The organism is Streptomyces sp. NBC_00271, assembly GCF_036178845.1.
Classification (GTDB): Bacteria; Actinomycetota; Actinomycetes; order Streptomycetales; family Streptomycetaceae; genus Streptomyces.
In genome coordinates this window covers 11,140,533-11,163,619 of record NZ_CP108070.1, presented here as the reverse complement: position 1 = coordinate 11,163,619, position 23,087 = coordinate 11,140,533, and the positions used below count along the sequence as shown (strand labels likewise).

At 70.1% G+C, this 23,087-nt stretch carries 13 protein-coding genes and 2 pseudogenes; 9 read left to right on the top strand and 6 right to left on the bottom strand.

Going from position 1 to position 23,087, the window contains the following annotated elements; all coding sequences use genetic code 11:
- The first annotated feature begins 53 nt into the window (after nucleotides 1-53).
- Nucleotides 54-2,408: pseudogene (locus tag OG798_RS56855) on the top strand (glycoside hydrolase family 3 N-terminal domain-containing protein).
- A 132-nt stretch (nucleotides 2,409-2,540) separates the two neighbouring features.
- Nucleotides 2,541-3,482: pseudogene (locus OG798_RS50880) on the top strand (LacI family DNA-binding transcriptional regulator); the annotation flags it as partial.
- Nucleotides 3,483-3,629: 147 nt separating this feature from the next.
- Here OG798_RS50880 and OG798_RS50875 read toward each other — a convergent pair.
- Together OG798_RS50875 and OG798_RS50870 are read right to left on the bottom strand one after the other, a co-directional pair.
- Nucleotides 3,630-5,807, bottom strand: a complete 2,178-nt coding sequence (locus OG798_RS50875) for a ricin-type beta-trefoil lectin domain protein (RefSeq protein ID WP_328759638.1) — start codon at nucleotides 5,805-5,807, stop codon at nucleotides 3,630-3,632.
- Nucleotides 5,808-6,078: 271 nt separating this feature from the next.
- Nucleotides 6,079-6,792: an SDR family NAD(P)-dependent oxidoreductase gene (locus OG798_RS50870; RefSeq protein ID WP_328759637.1), complete on the bottom strand. Its 714-nt coding sequence runs from the start codon at nucleotides 6,790-6,792 to the stop codon at nucleotides 6,079-6,081.
- Nucleotides 6,793-7,187: 395 nt separating this feature from the next.
- Here OG798_RS50870 and OG798_RS50865 point away from each other — a divergent pair, with 395 nt between their 5' ends.
- The 4 genes from OG798_RS50865 to OG798_RS50850 all read left to right on the top strand — a co-directional run bounded on the left by OG798_RS50865 (nucleotide 7,188) and on the right by OG798_RS50850 (nucleotide 14,158).
- Nucleotides 7,188-10,025 carry a SpoIIE family protein phosphatase gene (locus OG798_RS50865; RefSeq protein ID WP_328759636.1) on the top strand — a complete coding sequence of 946 codons (2,838 nt, stop codon included), beginning with the start codon at nucleotides 7,188-7,190 and terminating at the stop codon, nucleotides 10,023-10,025.
- Between the two features lie 218 nt (nucleotides 10,026-10,243).
- On the top strand, nucleotides 10,244-11,791 hold the full coding sequence (locus OG798_RS50860) for a sugar ABC transporter ATP-binding protein (protein WP_121418087.1): 1,548 nt from the start codon (nucleotides 10,244-10,246) through the stop codon (nucleotides 11,789-11,791).
- Entirely contained in the window at nucleotides 11,788-12,924 is a 1,137-nt protein-coding gene (locus OG798_RS50855; protein WP_121413492.1) for an ABC transporter permease, read from the top strand. Before OG798_RS50860 ends, OG798_RS50855 begins: the two co-directional genes overlap by 4 nt.
- A gap of 70 nt (nucleotides 12,925-12,994) precedes the next feature.
- Nucleotides 12,995-14,158: a substrate-binding domain-containing protein gene (locus OG798_RS50850; RefSeq protein WP_328759635.1), complete on the top strand. Its 1,164-nt coding sequence runs from the start codon at nucleotides 12,995-12,997 to the stop codon at nucleotides 14,156-14,158.
- A 13-nt stretch (nucleotides 14,159-14,171) separates the two neighbouring features.
- On the opposite strand, the gene OG798_RS50845 is transcribed toward OG798_RS50850, so the two are convergent.
- Both OG798_RS50845 and OG798_RS50840 read right to left on the bottom strand, forming a co-directional pair.
- The gene (locus OG798_RS50845; RefSeq protein ID WP_328759634.1) at nucleotides 14,172-16,265 is read right to left on the bottom strand and encodes a SpoIIE family protein phosphatase; all 2,094 of its coding nucleotides are present in this window, start codon (nucleotides 16,263-16,265) and stop codon (nucleotides 14,172-14,174) included.
- 178 nt (nucleotides 16,266-16,443) lie between these two features.
- Nucleotides 16,444-17,490, bottom strand: coding sequence for an NAD(P)-dependent alcohol dehydrogenase (locus tag OG798_RS50840; protein WP_328759633.1), 1,047 nt, complete (start codon nucleotides 17,488-17,490; stop codon nucleotides 16,444-16,446).
- A gap of 96 nt (nucleotides 17,491-17,586) precedes the next feature.
- On the opposite strand from OG798_RS50840, the gene OG798_RS50835 reads away from it, so the two are divergent.
- Nucleotides 17,587-18,186: a TetR family transcriptional regulator gene (locus tag OG798_RS50835; protein ID WP_179436278.1), complete on the top strand. Its 600-nt coding sequence runs from the start codon at nucleotides 17,587-17,589 to the stop codon at nucleotides 18,184-18,186.
- A gap of 248 nt (nucleotides 18,187-18,434) precedes the next feature.
- Here OG798_RS50835 and OG798_RS50830 read toward each other — a convergent pair whose 3' ends face one another.
- Nucleotides 18,435-18,722 carry a hypothetical protein gene (locus OG798_RS50830; protein ID WP_328759632.1) on the bottom strand — a complete coding sequence of 96 codons (288 nt, stop codon included), beginning with the start codon at nucleotides 18,720-18,722 and terminating at the stop codon, nucleotides 18,435-18,437.
- A 313-nt stretch (nucleotides 18,723-19,035) separates the two neighbouring features.
- On the opposite strand from OG798_RS50830, the gene OG798_RS50825 reads away from it, so the two are divergent.
- A complete protein-coding gene (locus tag OG798_RS50825) occupies nucleotides 19,036-20,247 on the top strand; it encodes an FAD-dependent oxidoreductase (protein ID WP_121413495.1) in 1,212 nt (403 codons plus the stop codon).
- Nucleotides 20,248-20,348: 101 nt separating this feature from the next.
- Here OG798_RS50825 and pgm read toward each other — a convergent pair whose 3' ends face one another.
- Nucleotides 20,349-21,989, bottom strand: coding sequence for a phosphoglucomutase (alpha-D-glucose-1,6-bisphosphate-dependent) (pgm, locus tag OG798_RS50820; protein ID WP_097228607.1), 1,641 nt, complete (start codon nucleotides 21,987-21,989; stop codon nucleotides 20,349-20,351).
- Between the two features lie 232 nt (nucleotides 21,990-22,221).
- On the opposite strand from pgm, the gene OG798_RS50815 reads away from it, so the two are divergent.
- Nucleotides 22,222-23,040, top strand: a complete 819-nt coding sequence (locus OG798_RS50815) for an SAM-dependent methyltransferase (RefSeq protein ID WP_328759630.1) — start codon at nucleotides 22,222-22,224, stop codon at nucleotides 23,038-23,040.
- Nucleotides 23,041-23,087: the final 47 nt, after the last annotated feature.

Sequence of the window (23,087 nt, the reverse complement as noted above, 5' to 3'; positions counted from 1 at the left end):
CGCCGCGACGCGTTCCCCCGTACCTCCCCGAGGAGTCGTGAATGACGACCACCATGCCGGACCACGGCGGCCTCCCGCACCCGGGAGACAGCGCCGGGCCCGTTCGCCCCTGGACCGACCCCGCGCTGCCGGTCGACGAGCGCGTCGAGGCCCTGCTCGCCCGGCTCACCCTGCCCGAGAAGGTCGCGCAACTGAGCAGCACCTGGGAGGACATCGATGCCACCGGCCCCGAAGTCGCCCCGGGCAGCAACCACTTCGGCCGGGTCGGTGACCTCGACGAGACCGCCCGGCATGGACTGGGCCAGCTCACCCGCCCCTACGGCACCCTCCCCCGGCCCGCTCTGGAACACGCCCGGCTGCTGGCCGGGCACCAGCAACAGGTCATGAACCAGAGCCGGTTCGGCATCCCGGCCATGGCGCACGACGAGTGCCTGACCGGCTTCACCGCCTACGGCGCCACGATCTACCCGACCTCCCTGGGCATGGCGGCAACCTTCGACCCCGCCCTGATCCGCCGGGTCGGCGAGGCCATCGGCTCCGACATGGCCGAGGCCGGTGTCCACCAGGGTCTGGCCCCCGTCGTCGACGTGATCCGCGACTACCGCTGGGGCCGCTGCGAGGAGACCTTCGGTGAGGACCCGTATCTCGTCGGCGAGATGGCCGAGGCCTATGTCCTGGGCGTGCAGAGCGCGGGGGTGGTCGCCACCCTCAAGCACTTCGCGGGGTACTCCGCCTCGATGGGCGGCCGCAACCACGCGCCCGCGCAGCTCGGCCGCCGGGAGCTTTTCGACGTCATCCTGCCGCCCTTCGAACGGCTCGTCGCCGCGGGTGTGGGGTCGGTCATGAACTCCTACGCCGAGATCGACGGCGAGGCCCCCGCCGCGAGCGAGTGGCTGCTGACGTCCGTACTCCGGGACCAGTGGGGCTTCGAGGGCACCGTCGTCTCCGACTACTGGTCGCTGCCGTTCCTGGTGACCGCGCACCGGGTGGCGGCCGACCTGCCCGCGGCCGGGGCGCTCGCCCTGCGGGCCGGGATGGATGTCGAACTGCCCGACCAGCGCGGCTTCGGCGAGGCACTGGTGAACGCCGTGGAGAAGGGACAGGTGGCCGAGAGCGCGGTGGACCGGGCGGTACGGCGGGTGCTGCGGCAGAAGTTCGAGCTGGGGCTGCTCGACCCCGACTGGGACCCGCGCCCGCCCGCCCTGCGCGCCGGGGTGCTCGACCTCGACAAACCGGAGCACCGCCGACTCGCCCGCGCGGTCGCCCGGTCGAGCGCCGTGCTGCTGACGAACGACGGAACCCTGCCCCTCCCCCCGGCCGGCCGGATCGCGCTGATCGGCCCGTGCGCCGACGACGTCCGCACCATGTTCGGCTGCTACAGCTTCCCCAACCACGTCCTCGCCGACCGCGACGATCTCGGCAACGGGGTGGAGGCGGTGTCCCTGCGGACCGCGCTGACCGCTGAACTACCGGGTGTGGAATGAAAGTTCGTCCAGGGCTGCCCGATCCGCGACGAGGACCGCACCGGCATTCCGGCCGCCGTGGAGGCCTGCTCCACCGCGGACGTGACCGTCCTGGTCGTCGGGGACAAGGCCGGCATGTTCGGCGTCGGCACCTCCGGCGAAGGCTGCGACGTCGAGGATCTTCGACTTCCGGGCGTACAGCAGGAGTTGGTGGAGGCGGTCCTCGCGACCAACAGGCCGGTCGTCCTGGTGGTCAGCAGTGGACGCCCCTACGCCGTGGGCCGGTTCGCCGCAGACGCCGCCGCCACGGTGCAGGTCTTCCTGCCCGGCGAGGAAGGCGGCCGGGCGATCGCCGAACTCCTCGCCGGCGCGGGGAACTTCAGCGGAAAACTGCCGGTACAGCTCCCCCTGTCCCCCGGCGGTCAGCCCCACACCTACCTCCACCCGCCGCTGGGCGACCGGCAGAGCCGGCTGTCCAACCTCGATCCGACCCCCGCGTTCCCCTTCGGGCACGGCCTTTCGTACACCACCTTCGAGATCGACGGGATGGCCGTCGACCGCGAACAGGTGTGTACGGACGGGGAGTTCACCGTCTCCGCGCAGGTACGGAACACAGGTGACCTGCCCGGCGCCGAGACGGTTCAGCTCTACGCCGTCGACCCGGTGGCCCAGGTCACCCGGCCGGTACGCGCGCTCCTGGCCTTCGCCAAGGTCGACCTCGTCCCCGGCGAGAGCGCAACCGTCCGCTTCGCCGTGCACACCGACCGGCTGGCCTTCACCGGCCTGGCGGGGCACCGCGTCGTCGAGCCCGGCGAGATCCTGCTGTACGCGGGTTCGTCGAGCCTGGACACCCCGGCGCGGGGCACGGTCCGGCTCGTCGGCGAGGAACGGGACGCGACGGTCGTACGACACCACGCCGTGCGGGTGACCGTCGAGCGGGCGTAGCCGGGCGGGCACGGCAGCGGCGGCACCGGTCTTGCCCCTGGGCACACGGTCCCGTTAGCTTGCGGCGGAGGTTCTGACCAGGGATTCGATGCGTTTTCGGCGCATCGGTGTCGGCAATGGGGCGGGCATCGGGTGGCAGCTCAGGGCAAGGCTCATCTGGAGACGCAGTACGGGCTGCTGACGGGCATCGCCGCCGAGGCGGGGGTGTCTCTCAGCACCGTGTCCAAGGTCGTGCACCGGCGCCGTGACGTCGGTGCGGCGACCCGGGCCCGCGTGGAGGAGCTGCTGGCGCGCAACGGGTACGTCCGCCCGTGGGAGCCGGAGCCCGCCCGACCCCGGCAGATCATCGCGGTGTTCCGGGACATGTCGGGGCCCTACACGCTGGAAGTCGCCCGCGGAATCGTGGACGCGGCCGGCGAACTCGGTATCAACGTGGTGACGGGGACGACGAGTCGGCGGCCCATCTCCCGGTGGCTGGAGGAGTGCGTGGCGCTCGGTGCCGCCGGGCTGATCATCGTGATCTCGATGCTGGCCGAGGAGGACCAGCGCCGCATCGTCGAGCAGCGCCTCCCGGTGGTGCTGATCGACCCGCTCAGCGCGCCGTCCCTGGACATCCCGAGCATCGGGGTGACCAACTGGAACGGCGCCAGGGACGCGATGCAGCACCTCCTCGGGCTCGGGCACACCCGGATCGGCATGGTCGCCGGCCGCTCGCACTCCCTGGCCGGGGCGGCTCGCCTGCACGGCTACCGGGCGGCCCTGGAGGAAGCCGGTATCGGCTACGACCCGTCGATCGTCCGCTCCACCGACTTCGACTACGACGAGGCGCTGACCGCCAGCCTCCAGATCCTCCGCTCCGCCGAGCCGCCCACCGCCGTCTTCGCGGCCAGCGACGCGCAGGCCCTCGGCGTGCTGGAGGCCGCACGCCAGGAGGGGTTCGGCGTACCGGGCGATCTGGCCGTCATGTCCTTCGACGACACCCTGGTCGCGGCCATGGCCTGTCCGCCCCTGAGCGCGGTGCGCCAGCCGTTCGAGGAACTGGGGCACGAGGCGACTCGGGTCCTCATGCAGCTCGCCGAGGGCCGACCGCCGGTGTCCCCGCGGATCGAGCTGGCGACGGAGCTGGTGCTGCGGACGGTCGACGTCCGTTCCCCGGCACACGGGCGGGTCCCGCTGATAGCCGGTTCGGGCGGGGTGTGGCACGCACCCCGCCCGAACCGGCTATCCCCGGCTCCACCTCTGGGTGGCGTTGCCGAGGGCCGTCCAGAGTTCCACGGGCGACCCGTTGGCCGTCGCCCAGTTGGTCACGTCGATGGCGAGACCGTTGGAGCGGTTGACGACGGAACCGTCCAGACGGAACCACCACTTCTGGCTGGACTTCCCGTTGCAGGCCCAGAGGATGAGCTTGGTACCCGCGGTGGTGCCGTCGCTGTTCGCGGCGAGGCACTTGCCGGAGACGCGGAGTTCGCCGGCCGCGGTCTGGGTGATGGTCTGGTTGGTGTTGCCCGAGCAGTCGTAGATCTGGACCTGCACGCCCGTCTGGCCGTTCGGGACATCGAGGCAGCGGCCGGAGTTGGCACCCTTCAGGGTGAAGGACGCGTCGGTCGGCAGGGGGTCCTGGACCAGCTGCCAGTCCTGTGAGCCGTCGTCCGCCGACGCCGCCACGGTGACGGAACCGCCCGCGGTCGCTCCGCTCATGTACAGGCTGGTGTTCTTGACCGAGCGGAGCTTGTAGTACCCGCTGGTCGACGAGGAGACCAGGGCCCACTGCTTGTCGGTGGCGCCGTCGTCGACCCACTGGGCCAGCTTCTGCCCGGCCGTCGCGCTGCCGGTCCAGATCGCGACCGAGCGGCCGCCGGTCTTGTTGAGCAGGGTCACGTTGGCGCCCTTGGCCGTGAGATGCCAGCGCTGCGAGTCGTCCGTGGCGTTCCGGGCCTTGAGGACGAGGTCGGGGACGTTTCCGGTGAGGTTCGCGTCCTGCGTCTTCCCGGTGTCGGGGCTGAGGACCTGACCGGTCAGGCGGTTGACGAGGGTGTCGTAGGTACCGTCGGACCGGCCGAGGTCGACCTCGGCATAGTGCACGGGCCCGACGCTTCCGCCGCTCCAGGACGCCTGGAGGACGAGGACGCGTCCCGTGCCCGTGACGTACTGGAGAGTGCGGCTGTAACCGGCGGCGATCGGTGTCTGGTACTCCTTCCAGGACCCGTTGCTGAGACCGGACTCGTTCACCCAGACGTTTCCGCTGCCCGACGCGTTGTAGACGATCCGTCCGTCCGGCATCGGGAGGAGCACCGGGCTGCCGCCCGCGGACAGCGTGTGTCCGCCGGTGGGCACGGGCAGGTTGGTGATCGGGGCGTCGGCGGCTGCGTAGAACTTCAGGGGATCGTCCGCGATCTTGTATCGGACGTTCGTTCCGCCGCCCCAGTACTCGTAGGTGAGGAGCCATGTGCCGTCGGTGGTCGGGGCGATCGTCGTCATGCCCGGGCGGCCGCCGCCGATCTCCGTCTTGCCGTTGCCGCGGTCCACGGTGGAACCCGGGACGTCGACGACCGGTCCGCTCCAGGATGTGCTGTTGCCGCCCCAGGTTCTGTGTACGAGGACCTGGCCGCCCGAGTCCGACGCGGTGTCGTTGTCCGGGTCGAGGACCGGCACGCCGGTGCCGGCGTCGTAGCCGAGGTAGTCGTTCTCGTCCGAGTAGTAGGCGACGAGTTGGCCGTTCCGGGCGACGAGGTGCGGCTCCCAGACCGGGTCGACCTGCGCGTGGGTGTTGGCGGTCGAGACGCGCCCGAGGCTTCCCGCGCTGCCGCCCTGCCAGCCGCCGGTGGCGATGATGTTGACGATGTTCCAGGTCGCGCCGTCGTCGGTGCTGGAGTACAGCGCGAGCGCCACGTCCTTTCGGTCGCCGTCACTGGACGGCGTCCAACTGGAATTGGCGGCCTTCTGCTCCTCGTAGTAATAGTCGTCCCCCGAGACCACGCTCGCGAGAAGCAGTGTGCCGGCGCTCAGGTTTCCGACATTCTGCGGGAGTACATAGAGATACGGGTTCGTCCAATTGCTCGTGTACTTCGCGTACTTGGCGTCACTCGACAGGTAGGCCGGTGCTTTGACATCGGCCAGCTTCTGCCACGTCGTCCCCTCATCGTCACTCTTGTAGACGGGCATCGTCTGGCCCACCGGGGCGGTCTGATCGTTCTCGAACGCCGCCACGATCCGGCCGCTCGGAAGCTGGGCCGACTTCGGGTACAGAACGCAGGGATTCTTGTTGCACGCGCCGGGATTGTCCGCCACATACAAGTTCGACGAGCTCGGCTGATATGCCGAGACGTTCGCCGCGGAGGCGATGACGAACGCCAGGCCGACGCCGACGGCTGTCGCCGACGCGAGAGCCTTCCGTACCAATCTCTATATCAATGCAATTCCCCTGGAAGGATCGGCACGAAGTCCCTGTCGAGAACAGCCGATTGACGGAGTGTGAGGCCGACAGCCCCGATTGCCCACGGATGCACATTCCGCTCAATGAGGCGTGAGCCGGTGGGAGACAGTATTGGGACGCGACGCCGTTGTGTCACCGGCACGTTTCCGAAAGTATTTCGTGAACTGGCCGTCACCGGTTGTTGACGTAGCGGCAATCGCAGGAACATGTGCCGGCAGGGGCCCGGCACACCGCCGCTCAGCGCCCCGCGCTCTGACCCCCGTCGACGTGCAGGATCTCTCCGGTGACGAACGAGGCGCTCTCGAGGTACAGGATCGCGTCGACCACGTCGTCGATCTCGCCCACCCTGCCGATCGGCTGCAACGCGGCGAGAGCCTCGTACTCCGTGGTCGGGTGCATCGGGGTGCGGACGGTGCCGAGCGCGACGGTGTTGACCCGGATGCCGCGGGACGCGTACTCGATCGCCAGCGCCTTGGTGACCGCGTTCAGTCCACCTTTGGTCAGCGACGCGAGCGCTGCGGGCACCCTCGAGTCGGCGTGGTCGACCAGGGTGGTCGAGACATTCACCAGGTGGCCCCCACCGGCCCGGGAGAGCATGGCGGCGACGGCGCTGCGGGAGACCTCGAAGAAGCCGCGCAGGTTCACCCCGGCCACGGCGTCGTAGTCCTCGTCGGTGTATTCGGTGAACGGCTTGGCGATGAAGATTCCGGCGTTGTTGATCAGCGTGTCGATCCGGCCGAACCGCCCGAGAGCCGCGTCGACGATACGAGCGCCGACGCCCGGCTCGGTCACATCGGCCCGCACGGCCAGTGCCGCAGAGTCACTGAAATCGCCGATGGACCGGGAGATCGCCACGACCCCGTAGCCGAGCTCGCGGTAGGCGGTGACAAGGGCGGCGCCGATGCCCTGCGAAGCGCCGGTGATGAGGGCGACCTTCTGCACGGTGTTCACGATGCGAGGAGCACTTTCTTCATCGCGCCGACCGGGACGACGTCATGACTGCTCACCTTCGGAGGACGGCAGGATGCACGCCAGCCTGCCCCGGCTGCGCCGCACGCGCGCTCATGGAAAAGCAGACGAGTGATGCGCCTGGCCCACTCGGGTGCCGTCGGTCTGTGGGACACGGCATCCAGATCCTCGGTGTCCTGGTCCACGACGGACAGCATCGCGTCCACGCCTCCGGTACAACCCCGTACGGTCATGGCGCATACGAGTCCCCATAAAACAGTTCCGATATCCCCAATAACCGTATTCTCGGTACTCTCGTGCATAGCAGGCGATTTTCGACGAATTGACTGTCGAAGACACGAGTGAGGCGAAGCGTGGTTCTGACCGGCGGGAAACCGATGCCGACAGGGCACGCGACAGGCGGCACAGGGCCTGCCCGTTCCCGTGAGCGGTTTCTTCAGGGTGAGCCGGTCGAGGCGGGCGTGCGCACATCGATCCTGAGTTCGTGGCAGCGCAGCCGCTCCCTCGGCCTCTCGCCGGACCAGGCCGACCTGCCCTTCCGGGACGATTTCGACCGGGACGCCCGGATCATCCGCGCGGCCGTCCCCGTGCTCGACCGACTGCAGGCCAGGTTCGCCGGCAGCAAGATGAACATCTCCGTAGCCGATGCGAGCGGCACGGTCCTCCTGCGCCGTTTCGGAGAGGCGTCGCTGGCCAGGAGTCTTCCGGCGTTTCAGCGCGTTCCGGGATTCGTGTTCGCCGAACGGGTCGCGGGTACCAACGGCATCGGTCTCGCACTGGCGGAGCGGCAACTCATCCGGGTTCACGGTGCCGAGCACTTCGCCGAGCGCTCCCAGCGAAGCGCCTGCCGCGCGCTCCCCGTCCGCGATCCGCTCAGCGGTCGCATCGAGGGCGTCCTGTGCTTCGGCTATCCGAGCAGCACCGAAGACCCGGGGCTGGCGATCACGCTACGCAAGGCGGCCCATGCCATCGAGCGGCGGCTGCTGGGGCAGAGTTCCGCGCGTGAACGCGCTCTGTTGCGGGCGTACCTGGACACCGGAGCCACGGCCTCCGTCGGCCTTCACCACACCGTCGGTGTGGACGAACTGGCCCTCGAACTGCATCCCCGCGACCGGGCGGTCCTCACGGAGAAGGCCGCCGAGCTGATCTCGCGCGGGCAGCGGGCCGCCGCCGTCGTGTCCCTGTTCGACGGTCGGCGGGTCACGCTCGTGAGCCGGCCGATGAGAAGTGGCTCAGGGGTGGAAGGTGTTGCCATCGAGGCCGTCCTCCCCGGCCCCGCACCGCGCGAGCCCCTCGCCGTCCCGACCCAGGTCGACGTACCGCCGGGCTTCTCCGGCCACCTCGCCGTGGTCACCGCCGTCCGGCCGCCCCGGTTCGTTCCGGCCACGGCGGCCCACAGGCGTCTGCCCGTCGCCAGGCTGTCCAGGCACCTTCCCGACATCTCCTACGGCCGGTTCGGCACCGCCGGCAGGGGTGGCGTGGCGGACGATCACCCCGACGCCCCGCCCCGGACAAGAGGGCTCGTGATGGTGGGGGAACCTCGCGTGGGGACGTACGCCCTGGCCGCGCGCCGCCGCCTGGAGCTGCTGACCGAGGCCAGCGCCCGCATAGGTACCACCCTGGACGTGCGTCGTACCGCCCAGGAACTCGCCGAGACGGCGGTGCCACGACTGGCCGACTTCGTCACCATCGACCTGCCCGAGGCCGTACTGCGTGGCGAGGAGTCCGCCGACCCCCGCACCGACCTGCACCGCACGGTGGTGCACGGGATCCGCGACGACCTTCCCTTCAGCCCGGTCGGAAAGCAGGTCGACTTCGGCCCGACCACGCCGCAGATACGCTGTCTGACCAGCGGACAGGCCGTGCTGGAACCGGATCTGAAGGCCGCTGCGGGCTGGCTCGCCCAGGACCCCGAGCACACCGAACGGCTGCTCACCCAGGTCCACTCCCTCATCGCGGTCCCCCTGGTGGCCCGCGGCGTGATCCTGGGCATCGCCAGCTTCTACCGTGCGCAGGACCCCGCCCCCTTCGGTGACGACGACCGCTCGCTGGGCCTGGAACTCGCCAACCGCGCCGCGCTGTCCATCGACAACGCCCGGCGCTACACGCGCGAACGCACCATGGTCCTCACCCTCCAGCGCAGCCTGCTGCCGCACGATCTGCCCGACCAGGACGCCGTGGAGATCGCTCATCGCTATCTGCCCGCCGAATCCGACGTGGGCGGAGACTGGTACGACGTCATCCCTCTCTCCGGCACCCGTATCGGCCTCTTCGTCGGGGACGTCGTCGGCCACGGCATGCTTTCCGCCGCCACCATGGGCCAGCTGCGCACCGCCGCGCGCAGCTTCGCCGAACTCGACTTCCCCCCGGACGAAGTCCTCACCCACCTCGACAACCTCGTGGGACGCCTGGACCGGGAGGAACCCGCCGCCGGTGCCGGTGTCATCGGTGCGACCTGCCTGTACGCCATCTACGACCCGACCTCACAGCAGTGCACCATGGCCCGGGCCGGCCACCCTCCGCCCGCGCTGGTGCGGCCCGACGGCACGGTGTCGTTCCCCGACCTGCCCGCCGGGCCCCCTCTCGGCCTGGGGGGCCTGCCCTTCGAAGCCGCCGAGATCCACCTCCCCGAGGGCAGCCGGCTGCTCCTCTACACGGACGGACTCATCGAGGACCGGCACCGCGACGTCGACGTGGTCCTCGATCAGCTGCGCGGCGCCCTGGCCCACCCCGAGCACACACCGGAGCAGACCTGTCAGGCGGTCCTGGAAACCGTCGCGCCCGCCCACCCCTGCGACGACATCGCCCTGCTCGTCGCCCGCACCCACGCGCTGGACCCGCAGCGGATCGCCGCCTGGGACCTGCCCGCCGATCCGGCCCGGGTCAGTGAAGTCCGCGCCGCCGCCCTGCGGCAACTGGCCGATTGGGGACTCGACGAGGCCGCGTTCGCCGCCGAGCTGATGCTCAGCGAGCTGGTGACCAACGCCATCCGCCACGGTGCCGGGCCCATTCGGGTACGGCTGCTTCACGACCGCACCCTGATCTGCGAGGTCTCCGACGCCAGCAACACCGCCCCGCACCTGCGTCGGGCGGCCAGCACCGACGAGGGCGGCCGTGGCCTGTTCCTCGTGGCGCAGCTGGCACAGAGCTGGGGTACGCGCTATCTGACCGAGGGCAAGGTCATCTGGGCCGAATGCGGGCTCGACGCCGCCTGAAGGACCACGTGCGCGGTCCGGCGGACGCGACCGTCGGACCGGGGAGAGGCGAGCGTGGGACACGCGGATCCCCCGGGCGGCCCACCGACCCGCCGGAGTCACAGCAGCGGGCATGATGTCTGAAATACTCAGATTCGCACCACTAATTCAAATTCGCCCCACTGATGACGACGATGAAGGTCGGGAAGAACTCGCCAGACGACCCCTCGGAGATGTCCGTGCACGACGCTCCCGACACTTCCCCGAAAGACGTCCCGCCCTTGGGGGCGACGCCTCTGGTCCGCATCCGCGGGCTCGGCAAGCGGTTCGGCGGGACTCTCGCACTGGCCGGGGTCGACCTCGATGTCCACGCGGGCAGCGTCCTCGCCCTACTGGGGCCCAACGGTGCGGGAAAGTCCACGCTCATCAAGGTGCTCGCCGGCGTCCACCACGCCGATGCCGGGCAGATCACGGTGGACGGGCACCCGCTCGGCAGTCATGCCGCCTCCCGCAGCATGTCCTTCATCCACCAGGACCTCGGTCTCGTGGAGTGGATGACGGTCGCCGAGAGCATCGCCCTGAGCATCGGGTATCCCCGACGCGCCGGCCTGATTTCCTGGAGGCGGACCCGGGAGCGCTGCGCCGACGCCCTGAGGATCGTCGCCGGACATCTCGACCCCGACGCGCCGATCGCCCGGCTCTCCCCCGCCGAGCGCTCGCTGGTCGCCATCGCCCGTGCCCTGGCGGCACACGCGAAGCTCATCGTCCTGGACGAGCCCACCGCCCGACTCCCCGCCGCGGACTGCGCCCGGCTCTTCCGCGTGCTCCATGCCCTGCGCGACCAGGGCCACGGCATTCTCTACGTCAGCCACCGGCTGGACGAGGTGTACAAGGTCGCCGACACCTTCGCCGTGCTGCGCGACGGCCACCTCGTCAGCCACGGCCCGCTGGCGGGCCGGGGCCCCGCCCGTCTGGTGCACGACATCGTCGGCGAGGAACTGGCCGACTACCGGCCCGCCACGGTTGCGGCCGACGGCCCGGCCGTCCTGACCCTCGACGGCGTACGAACCGCCGGCGCGGGACCCGTCAACCTGGACCTCGGGCCCGGGGAAGTCCTGGGCCTGGTCGGCCTCTCGGGCGCCGGGCACATGGACCTGGGCCGAGCCCTCGCCGGCTCCCGGGCCCTCCTCGACGGGCGCGTCCTGCTCGACGGTCAGCCGTACAGCCCGCGCACGGTCGCTGACGCCGTCGGCCTCGGGGTGGGCTTCGTGAGCGGCGACAGACAACGTGAGGGCTGCGCCGCGGAGCTGACCGTACGCGAGAACCTCCTGGCCAACCCCGGCGCGGGCGGTCTGTCGGCGCTGAGCTGGATCAGTCCCCGCCGCGAACGTGCCGAGGCGGCCGGCTTGATCGAACGGCTCTCGGTGCGGCCCACGGACAGCGAGGCTCCCCTCGCCACCCTGTCCGGCGGAAACCAGCAGAAGGTCGTGATCGGCCGGTGGCTCCGGGTCGGCCTGCGCCTGCTGATCCTCGAGGAGCCGACCGCGAGCGTGGACATCGGCGCCAAGGCCGCGGTCTACCGCCTGCTCGACGACGGGTTGGCCGCCGGCCTCGCGGTCCTGCTGATCTCCACCGACTTCGAGGAGGTCGCGGGCGTGTGCCGACGCGCCCTGGTCTTCGTCCGGGGATCCGTGACGGCCGAACTGAGCGGTCGGGATCTCACCGTCGCCGGGCTCACCCGGGCGGCGTCGGCCATGCCCCTCTCCGGCACCGCGACCCACCCATGACGGAATCCTCCCCACCCCGACCCCGGCCGCGGCGACCGAGGCCGCTGCGCCACCTCGGCCGACCGGGCGGGCCACAGGGATCGCGCGGACCGGGCGGGCACCTCATCGGCAGGTACGGCCTCCTGGCGCTCACCGCCCTGCTCTTCCTGATCTTCTCCCTCGCTCTGCCACGCACGTTCCCCACGCTGGACACCGTCGACGCGATCCTGTCCACCCAGTCGATCCCGGCCGTCCTCGCACTCGCCGCCATGGTCCCCATCGTGACGGGCCGCTTCGACCTCTCCCTCGGCTACGGCCTCGGCCTGGCGCACGTCATGGTGATGCAGCTCGTCGTCAACAACGGCTGGCCCTGGCCGCTCGCCTGCCTCGCGGTGATCTTGGGTGGGGCGGTCGTGGGCATCCTCAACGGCGTCATCGTCGAGTTCGGCCGGATCAACTCCTTCATCGCCACGCTAGGGACAGGCAGCATGCTGTACGCCGTGACCGGCTGGGTCACCGACGGTGGTCGGATCGTCCCCGGCCCGCAGGGCCTCCCCATCGCCTTCGCCGACCTTTACGACTCGATGTTCCTCGGCCTTCCCGTCCCCGCCTTCTACGTGCTGGGGCTCGCCGTCGCGCTCTGGCTGGTGCTGGAACGGCTGCCGCTCGGCCGCTACCTGTACGTCATCGGTGCGAACCGGCGCGCCGCGGACCTCATCGGCATCCCGACGCGCAGGTACTCCGTCTACGCGTTCACCGCGTCGGGACTGATCGTCGGCCTCGCCGGCGTTCTGCTCGCGGCCCAACAGCAGATCGGCAACCCCAGCGTCGGTCTCGACTACCTGCTGCCCGCCTTTGCCGCCGCCCTCCTCGGCTCCACCGCGATCAGACCCGGCCGCCCCAACGCCATGGGCACCGTCGTCGCCGTCGCCGTTCTGGCCGTCGGCCTCACGGGCATCGGTCAGATGGGCGCGGGCTTCTGGACGATTCCGCTGTTCTACGGCGGCACCCTGCTCGTGGCTGTCGGTCTGTCCGGCTACTCCGCCCGCCGCCTTCGCACCGGCGCCGCGGCGGCCCGTGACTCGCCCGACGCGCCGCCTCCGCCACCCTCCTCCCCCACGCGGGAGAGTGGTGCGGCGGGCACCGCTCCATGACCCGCGCCACGGGTGCCACCTGTGTGTTCGCGGCCGCATCGTCTCGCCCCTTCCTCCGCGAGGAGCTTCCGTGCACGGCAACCGCAAGGCCACTCCCGCCGTCATGAAGGCGCGGTCCGCCGCCACCACTGCGGCCATCGCGGCAACGGTCCTCGCGGGCTGCGAACGCGGCTCGTCGCACGGCCCGGGAGACTCCCCCACGGGCCCTGGTGGCTGCCCCGCGATCCAGGACCGCGCCGAGACCGCCGTCCGACAGGCGGAAAGGACCGACGTTCCCTGGAGCGGGCCGACCGGCGGCCCCACGGCAGTCCCAGGCAAGACCCTCGTCTACGTCGCCCAGACCATGACCAATCCCGGCGTCGCGGGCGCCGCGAACGGGGTGCGGGAAGCCGCACGGGTCATCGGCTGGAACGTCAGGGTGATCGACGGCGGGGGCACACCCGTAGGCATCCAGGCGGCGATGAGCGCGGCCTTGGCGCTCAGACCCTCGGGCATCGTCATCGGCGGCTTCGACCCCAACTCGACGTCGCGGCAGGTCTCCCAGGCCGACAAGGCGGGCATCCCGCTCATCGGCTGGCACGCGGTCGCCGCCCCCGGACCCAGCCGAAGGCCCCGGCTCTTCACCAACGTCACCACCCGGGTCGAGGACGTGGCCGGAATCAGCGCCCAGTGGATCATCGCTCACTCCGACGGCCATGCCGGGGTCGTGCTCATCACCGATGCCTCGATCCCCTTCGCCAGGAACAAGTCCGAGCTGATCAGGAAGGACCTCTCCACCTGCTCGGGCGTGCGGCTCCTGTCGAAGGAGAACATCCCGATCTCGGACGCGAGCAGCCGCATCCCCCGGGAGATCTCCTCGCTCCTCTCCCGCTTCGGGAGCACGTGGACCCACTCCGTCGCCATCAACGATCTGTACTTCGCCGACGCCGCCCCCGCCTTCCGTGCCGCCGGCAAGAACGGCGCAGGGCCGCCCTTCAACATCGGCGCAGGTGACGGCGACCCCTCCGCCTTCCAGCGCATCAACAGCGAGCAGTACCAGGCCGCCACCGTCCCCGAGCCGCTGTCCCTGCAGGGCTGGCAGATCGTCGACGAGTTCAACCGCGCCTTCGCGAGTCGGCCCGCCAGCGGATATGTGGCCCCCGTCCACATCACCACGGCCGACAACAGCCACGGGGCCACGACCTGGGACCCGTCGGGTTATCAGCAGGCGTACCGGAAGATCTGGGGCAAGTAACCCCGCGTCCTCGTCACTGGGAATGACGTACCGCGCGGGCGATCAGCAGAGCGACGTCGTCGCGGTCGCGCGGATGTCGCAGACCCTCAAGAAGGCGGTCGCACGTCTCCTCCAACGGGCAGTCGGCCACCTCCAGGGCGTGGACCAGGACGGCGAGGCGTTCGTCGATGGAGTCATGGCGGGTCTCGACCAGACCGTCCGTGTACAGGACCAGCTTGTCGCCCAGGCCGAATTCGACGGCGGTCACTTCGAACGGGACACCGCCGACTCCGAGAGGGATACCGGCGGGCAGGTCGAGCAGTCGGGGGCGCTCGCCACTGCGCACGAGGACAGGAGGCAGGTGACCGGCGTTGGCGATGCGGCACTCGCCGCGGTGGGGATCGTAGGCCGCGTAGAGGCAGGTGGCGATGTACTGCTCCAGCCCGGATGTGATCGAGTCGAGCTGCTCGAGAACCCGGGCCGGCTCCAGATCGAGGCTGGCGAAGGCGGCCGTGGCGGTGCGCAGGCGCCCCATGGCCGCGGCGGCGTCGATGCCGCTGCCCATGACGTCGCCCACGACGAGGGCCGTCTTGTCGCCGCCGAGCGGGAGGACGTCGTACCAGTCGCCGCCGATCTCGTAGGCGGCCTGCGCCGGGACATAGCGGGAAGAGACCTGCAGGCCGGGAAGGCGGGACGGGTGGTCGGGGAGCAGGCTGCGCTGGAGGGTCTCGGCGGCGGTGCGCACGCTCTGGTGCGTGCGGGCGTTGTCGATGCACACCGCGGCGCGGAATGCGAGCTCGGTGGCGATGGCGAGATCGTCCTCGTCGAAGGGCCGGGGATCCCGGGCACGGGCAAGTCCCAGGAAGCCGAGGACGGCGCCGCGTGCGGTCAGCGGGATGGCCATGTAGGAGTGCACCCCTGCCCGGGCCAGCAACGTGGCGGCGCGGTCGTCGCGGGCGATGCCACTCAGGTCGTTCCCATCGGCGTGTGCGATCAGGATGGGCCGACCGGTGCGCACACATCGGGTGGCCACGCGATCGGCTTCGTAGGAGGTGATGTGGCCCGGCGGATCGACGGCCCGGACGGCTTCGGTGGGGTAGGCGACTTTCACGGCGAGGGCGCGGAAGAGCGCGGGACCGTTGTCGGAGGCGGAGCGGTGCTCGTCGAGGACGGAGTCGAGCACGTCGACGGCGACCATGTCGGCGAAATCGGGAACGGTCACCTCGGCCAACTCCCGGGCTGTCTCTTCGACCTCCAGGGTGGTGCCGATACGAGCGGAGCCATCGGCGATCAGGGCCAGGCGCCGCCGGGTCTCGGTGGCCTCCATGGCCGACCGGTACCGCTCGCTGACGTCCACCACGAGTTCGGCCACCCCGAGAACACGGCCCTGGGTGTCCTCCAGCCGGTACACCGAGATCGACCACGCGTGCCGTTGTTCCGGGTCGGCCGGGGTGAAGCCGACGACGGTGGACTCGTCGACCAGGGGGACCCCGCTCTCAAGGACCCTCCTCATCGCGACCTCGATCACCTCGAACTTGTCGGGGCTCATGATCTCGCGGTAGTGGCGGCCGAGGTGCTCTTTCGCGGGGAGGCCGTGCATCCGCTCCAGCGCGGGGTTGACGGCCAGGTATCTGAGGTCGGTGTCGAGGATCGCCAGCCCGAAGGGAGACTGGGAGATCAGCCGGGTGGACAGGGCGACATCCCGCTCGACCTCGCGAAGCGTGGGTGAGTCGGTGCCGAGCCCGAGGGCGTAGAAGTCGCCGCGGTCGTCCAGCAGCCGAGTGTTGCGCAGCTCCACCAGCCGGGTGCTCCCGTCCTTGCACCGGATGGGAAACGTGCCGCCCCAGCCCTGGCCGGTCTCCATGACCTCGGCGAACTTCTTGATCACCCAGTCCCAGTCCTCCTCACGGACGAGCAGCAGTGCGGCGTACTGCCCGAGCGCCTCCTCCGCGGTGTACCCGTACAGCTCCTCTGCCTGGGGGCTCCACAGGACGATCCGTCCGTCCGCGTCCAGCAGTGTCGCCGCGACGCCGAGAAGGTCCATCAGCCCGCTCGGCTGCGACGGCTCGCTGTCCCGGCGGGGGCGAGCCCAGTCGATGCCCGACGGATGCCATTCGGCTTCGCTCATCACAGGCACTCCTTCCGCGGCCGGCGGCACGCGAGGCCATCCGCCGGCCTGGAGCGCGGCCTGCCTGTCTCCACAGGCGCGTCGCCTTCCATGGTCCCCCACGACCGCCGGACTACACACCCCGACCGCACGACACGGCCCGCATGGGGATGATCGAGACGGCCGGTCGGAGCCTCCTTCAGGCTGCCAGGTCGGACATGTCGAGGACGAAGCGGTAGCGGACGTCGTTGCGGCCGAGGCGTTCGAGGGCCTCGTTCACGCGCGCCGAGGGGAGGAGTTCGATGTCGGCGGTGATGCCGTGCTCGGCGCAGAAATCGAGCATGGCGGTGGTCGCGGGCCTGCCACCGCTGCCTGCGGAGCTGAGCTTCTTGCGTCCCACGAGGAGGTCGATGGTCTCCACGGTGACGGGTCCGAGGTGCCCGAGGTGGCTGAGCGTGCCGTCCATGGCGACCAGGCGCAGGTAGGGGCCCAGGTCGTGCGGGGCGGAGATGGTGTCGATGACGACGTCGAATCGGTCACGGGCGTCGGCCATCTGTTCCTGATCCGTCGAGACGATGAGACCGTGGGCGCCGAGACGACGAGCGTCGTCGGCCTTGTCGGGTGAGCGGCTGATGACCGAGGTGTCGGCCCCGAGCGCCACGGCGAACTTGACCGCGAGATGGCCCAGGCCACCCAGTCCCGCCACGGCGACGCGACTGTGCGGCCCCACGCCCAAGGTGTGCAGCGGTTCCCAGACGGTGATCCCGGCGCAGAGCAGAGGAGCGGCAGCGGCCGGATCCAGACCGGCGGGCAGAGGGTGGACGAACCGGTCGCGGACGACGTACTCGCGGGAGTAGCCCCCCAGGGTGGTCGATCCGTCGTGCCGGTCGACGCCGCCGTAGGTCAGGGTCGGGAAGGCGTGGCAGAAGTTCTCCTGGCCGGCCCGGCACATCGAGCACTCCCCGCAGGAATCGACGATGTTGCCGACCGCGACAGGGTCGTCGACGGAGAAGCGGGTGACGGCGGGCCCGGTTTCGGCCACCACGCCCGTGAACTCGTGTCCTGGCACCAGGGGGCGGTCCCCTGCGCCGTCGTGGCTGCGGACGGCGTGCAGGTCGGTGTGGCAGACACCGCAGTAGTCCACTCGGATCGCGAGGTCGTCCGGGCGCAGGTCGCGCCGCTTCAGTGACGTCCGACGCAGCGTCGCCGTCGGGCCGTCCGCCTGCCAGCCAGTTGTTGTCCGCACCGCGCATCTCCTTAAACAGACTGTTCGGTCTATCTGAGCGTAGACGCGTCGGCGGCGCCAGGCAAACCGAATGTTCTGTTTGGTACTCTGCCGGGCATGACGGACCGACCCCTGACCTCGCGCGGAGCGGCGACGTACCAGCGCATCCTCGATGTGGCGACCCGGGAGTTCGCCGAGCACGGGATCGCCGGCGCGCGCATCGAGCGGATCGTGGCCGCCGCGCGCACGAACAAGGCACAGCTCTATGCCTACTTCGGCAACAAGGAAGGGCTCTTCGACGCCATCTTCTTCGGCTCGCTGGAGCGGATCGTGAATGTCGTCCCGATCGACGCCACCGACCTCGCGGACTGGGCCGTACGGCTCTACGACGAGTACCTCCGCCGTCCCGACCTGATCCGGCTGGCAACCTGGGCGCGCCTGGAGCGCCGCCCGACCGGGCACCTGGTGGACGACCCCGACCGCCTCGACGACCGCAAGTTGCGAGCCATCGCCGAAGCCCAGGCCGCCGGTTTGGTGCGCCAGGGAGACCCGTTCGACGTGATGGCCATGGTCATCGCCATGTCCATGGCCTGGTCACCGGTCAGCAACGTCTACGCGGCAACCGCCCAGGAGCCCCCCGAAGTTCACGAACAGCGTCGCTCCCTGCTCCGCGAGAGCGTCCACCGCGCCGTGGCAGCCGATCGCAAGGGGGGCTAGGTCCTGTCGTCACATTCCCGTCGTCCGCCCGGAGGGCGGGCCCCGCGGCGTCAGGTGCGTGCTCTCGGCGTGCCGGGCACAGGCCCTCGTACTGGATGTACTTGGGTCTGTGCCCGGTGCGGCGAAGGGGGTCCCTCCCTGTTCGAGCGAAGCCGAGAACTTGGGGGCGCGTGCATGGCGTCGCGGGGCAGACGGGAATGTGACGACAGGGCCTAGGACACCGGCGCGGCCTTGCGACCGCAGACCGTCTACAGCTGCGCTGAGTTCACGTCGCTCATCGACCTTCCTGGTGTGTTGTCCGGGTAGAGCCGCCCGAGCAGTCCCAGCACGACGAACTCGTCCTGACCGGTGGCGTCCAGGGTGACATCGCCGCCCTCCGTCCACACCAGCCCGGGCGCGCGCAGCGCGGCCCAGAGGTCGGCGGGTCGGGCGTCGCCGACAGTCGCGTCACCTGTGGTGGAAGCCCGTTGGGCGAAGCGGTGGCCGTGCAGGGCCTGGCCGAGGTCGATGTGTGCGGTGGTGCCGTCGCGGGTCACCTCGATGCGGGCGGTGCGACTCCCGTCGACGACCGGTCCGGTGACGATACGACCGTTGACCGGCCCCGGTGTTCCGGTGGCGGGCGGGAGGTGCTCGATGACCGTGCGGGGTGCTGCGTAGTAGTCCGGCGCCTCCGGTACAGGCCGTCCTTGCCACCGAACGCCGCATAACTTAGCTAACTTATCTGGATCGATCGCTCAAGAAAGTGGGGACGCCGACACCGTTGTGTCGGGAACCCCTCGCAGTCGCCCGCGCGTTGGGCACTGCGCAGGTACATCGCGCGAGAGCCCTACGGGTGCCGGGGGATACGACATGACGGAGATCATTGTCATCGGAGGCGGTATCGCCGGTACGGCGACGGCCCTGGCCCTGCACAAGGCAGGTTTCGACGTGACCGTGTACGAGGCGCACCCCGAATCGGCCGAGGACATCGGTGCCTTCCTCACACTCGCGAGCAACGGCATGCGTGCCCTCGCCCAGATCGACGCCTCCGTCGCGGTCACCGAGGTCGGCTTCCCGCTGCGTGCCATGAGCGTGCTCGACGCAGCGGGCACCGAGGTGGCACGGATGCCGCTCGGAGAGGCCCACGACCCGCTTCTCGCTTACCGCTGCCTCCGCCGTGGCGAGTTCAACGCCGCCCTGCAGGCGGAGGCCGCACGCCGGGGCATCGCCCTCCGACGCGGCACCCGGCTCGCCTCCGTCGAGAACGGTCGGGACGGCGTCACCGCACGTTTCACCGACGGTTCCACCGCGACCGGTGACCTGCTGATCGGCGCCGACGGGCTGAACTCCACCGTCCGGGAGTCGATCGCCCCTCGGACGCAGCCCTGCTTCGCGGGTGAGAGCGTCTTCTACGGCTACGCCGATGAGGCGCCCCTGATCGCGGAAACCGGGCGCATCACCATGGTGAGGGGCGGCGCGGCCGCCTTCGGTTGTGCGGTGTCGCCCGGCGGAGAGACGTACTGGTTCGCGCGCGTGGCCGGTGAGCCGCTGTCCGCCTACGACATCGCGCACGGCACGCCCGGCCACTGGCGTGGGCTGCTCCTGCCGTTGCTGCGCGGGGACGCCACACCCGCCGCGGACGTGGTCGCGGCCACCACCGACCGCATCATGGTCACCAACGCGACCGAGATCCCGACCGGCACACCGTGGCGCCACGGACGGACCCTGATCATTGGCGATGCCGCCCACGCGGCCTCCCCTGCGACCGGGCAAGGAGCGTCGATGGCGCTCGAGGACGCTGTCGTCCTCGCGAAGTCGCTGCGGGACGCGCCCGACACGGAGTCCGCGCTCTCCCTTTACGAGGCCCTCCGCCGCCCGCGCGTGGAGCACAACATCACGACCAGCGGCAAGATCTCCCGTGGCTTCCACACACCGTCACGCACCGGTCCAAGAGCGCCCGCTCCCCGCCCCGGGGACAGCGACCTCCTCCAACACCTGGAGTGGGACATCGACCTCTCGACCGCGGCCGAAGGCAGCAGTTCGGTGGCAGCAGCTGGTGATGGTGGCAGGGACGCCGGTTGACGGGCTGAAGGACCCTTGCGGACAAGAGCTGTTGCGGACAAGCGCCGTTGCGACAACAGCCCTTGTCCGCATCCGCATCCGCCCGGGTCACACGCCGGGCGTCAGGCGCTCAACGCCGCCGAGACCACACCCTTGGCCTCCTCCTGCACCTGACGCAGGTGATCGGCTCCGAGGAACGACTCGGCGTAGATCTTGTAGACGTCCTCGGTGCCCGACGGACGGGCCGCGAACCAGGCGTTGGCGGTGGTCACCTTGATGCCGCCGATGGGCGCGTCGTTGCCCGGAGCATGCGTGAGCACGGCGGTGACCGCTTCTCCGGCGAGGGTGTCCGTGCTGACCTGTGCGGGCGAGAGCTTCGCGAGGAGGGCCTTCTCCTCGCGGGAAGCCGGGGCGTCGATGCGCTCGTACGCGGGGGCGCCGAAGCGTGCGGTCAGCGCGGTGTAGTGCTCCGAGGGGGTCTTCCCGGTCACCGCCGTGATCTCGGAGGCGAGCAGGGCCAGGATGATGCCGTCCTTGTCGGTGGTCCACACCGAACCGTCGCGGCGCAGGAAGGACGCGCCGGCCGACTCCTCCCCGCCGAACCCGAGCGAGCCGTCGACCAGCCCGTCCACGAACCACTTGAATCCCACGGGCACTTCGACGAGTTGGCGGCCCAGGTCGGCGGCGACCCTGTCGATCATGCCGGACGACACCAGCGTCTTGCCGATCCCCGTGTCCGCGGGCCACTGGTCCCGGTGGGAGTACAGGTAGGAGATGGCGGCGCTGAGGTAGTGGTTGGGGTTCATGAGCCCGGCGTCCGGGGTGACGATCCCGTGGCGGTCGGCGTCGGCGTCGTTGCCCGTGGCGATCCGGAAACGGTCGCGCTGCTCGATGAGCGAGGCCATGGCGTAGGGCGACGAACAGTCCATACGAATCTTGCCGTCCCAGTCCAGCGTCATGAAGCGCCAGGTCGGGTCGGTGAGCGGGTTGACCACCGTCAGATCGAGCGCGTGCTGTTCGGCGATGCGTCCCCAATAGGCGACCGATGCCCCGCCCAGGGGGTCCGCGCCGATGTGCACGCCGGCCGTGCGGATCGCGTCCAGGTCCAGCACGTGCGGCAGGTCGGCGACGTAGGTGCCGAGGAAGTCGTAGCGGCCCGTGCCGGGGGCGGCCAGCGCCCTCGTCCAGGGGATGCGCCGTACGCCCTTGAGGCCGCCCTCGATGAGTTCGTTGGCGCGGTCCTGGATCCAGGAGGTCGCCTCGGAGCCGGCCGGGCCGCCGTTCGGCGGGTTGTACTTGAAGCCACCGTCTGCGGGCGGGTTGTGGGACGGGGTGACCACGACCCCGTCCGCAAGACCCGAGGACCGTCCGCGATTGTGGGTCAGAATGGCGTGCGAGACCGCCGGAGTGGGCGTGTAGCCGTCCGCGCTGTCCAGGAGCACCGACACTCCGTTGGCCGCGAACACCTCCAGCGCGGTGACCTTCGCGGGCTCCGACAGGGCGTGGGTGTCGGCGCCCAGGAAGAGGGGACCGTCGATGCCCTGGCCCTCGCGGTACTCGCAGATGGCCTGACTCGTCGCGGCGATGTGGTCCTCGTTGAACGCGGTCGCCAGTGACGACCCACGATGTCCGGACGTACCGAAGGCCACGCGCTGGCCGGGTTCCGCCGGGTCGGGGTGCAGCGCGTAATACGCCGTGACCAGCCGGGCTACGTCGACGAGGTCCTCGGGACCGGCCGGAGTGCCCGCTCGTTCGTGCTGCATGTACCCGCACCTCCACCTCGGTTGTTCATCGCTTGCGGTCCCATGTTTCCTCACCGGGCGGCACGGTCGCACGGTGCCACGGCGAGGACTGGACACGCACCGGACCAGAGGGTCTCGCGGGTGCTGTCCCGGAGATCCTCGGTCAACAGGCTGGTATCCCCAATTGCCCATTGCCTAGGATGTATTGTCTGTCAAGCCAAGCCACTAGAAGCAGCTTGGAGCTGGGGGAACGATGCAGGCTGGAAAGCAGTTGTCCACGAAGATCGACGCCACCGTACCCACGGCCGCTCGCATGTACGACCACTACCTGGGCGGCAAGGACAACTACGCAGCCGATCGGGCAGCCTGCGCGGAGTTGGACAAGGTCGTGCCCAGCACGCGCGCCTTGGCGCTGAACAACCGGCGCTTCCTGCAGCGGGTCGTCGGGACGCTCGCGGCCGAGTACGGCATCAGGCAGTTCCTCGACCACGGGTCCGGCCTGCCCACCCAGGAGAACGTCCACCAGGTCGCGCAACGCGTCGATCCCTCGTCGCGCGTGGTGTACGTCGACAACGATCCGATGGTGCTGGTGCACGGACGGGCGCTGCTGGACCAGAATGACCGCACCACGGTCATCCACGCCGATCTGCGTGACACGGAGAAGATCTTCTCCCACCCGGACACTCAGCGCCTGCTCGACTTCTCGCAGCCGGTGGCCGTGCTGTTCAACTCGGTCTTCCACTGCATTCCGGATGGAGAGACCGACGGTCCGCTCGCTGTGACCCATCGGGTGGCCGAACGGCTCGTGCCCGGCAGCTTCATGGTGATGTGCCAGCTGGTCAGCGAGGACGAGAAGGTCCGGGAGTTCGTCACCGACTTCATGGATCAGGCGACCCAGGGGCATTGGGGCAGGGTCCGCCAGGAGAAGGACGTGGCGGAGTGGTTCGAGGACCTCGACGTCCTGGAGCCCGGTCTGGTGGAGGTGTCCACCTGGCGGCCCGACAGCGAAGTCGCACCCCGTCAGCTCACCCAGGAATGGGTCGAGTTCGGCGGCGTTGGCCGGATCCGATAAGGGCCGTAGGACCACGGGACTGCTCCCGTCGGCTCCACCGGGCGGGA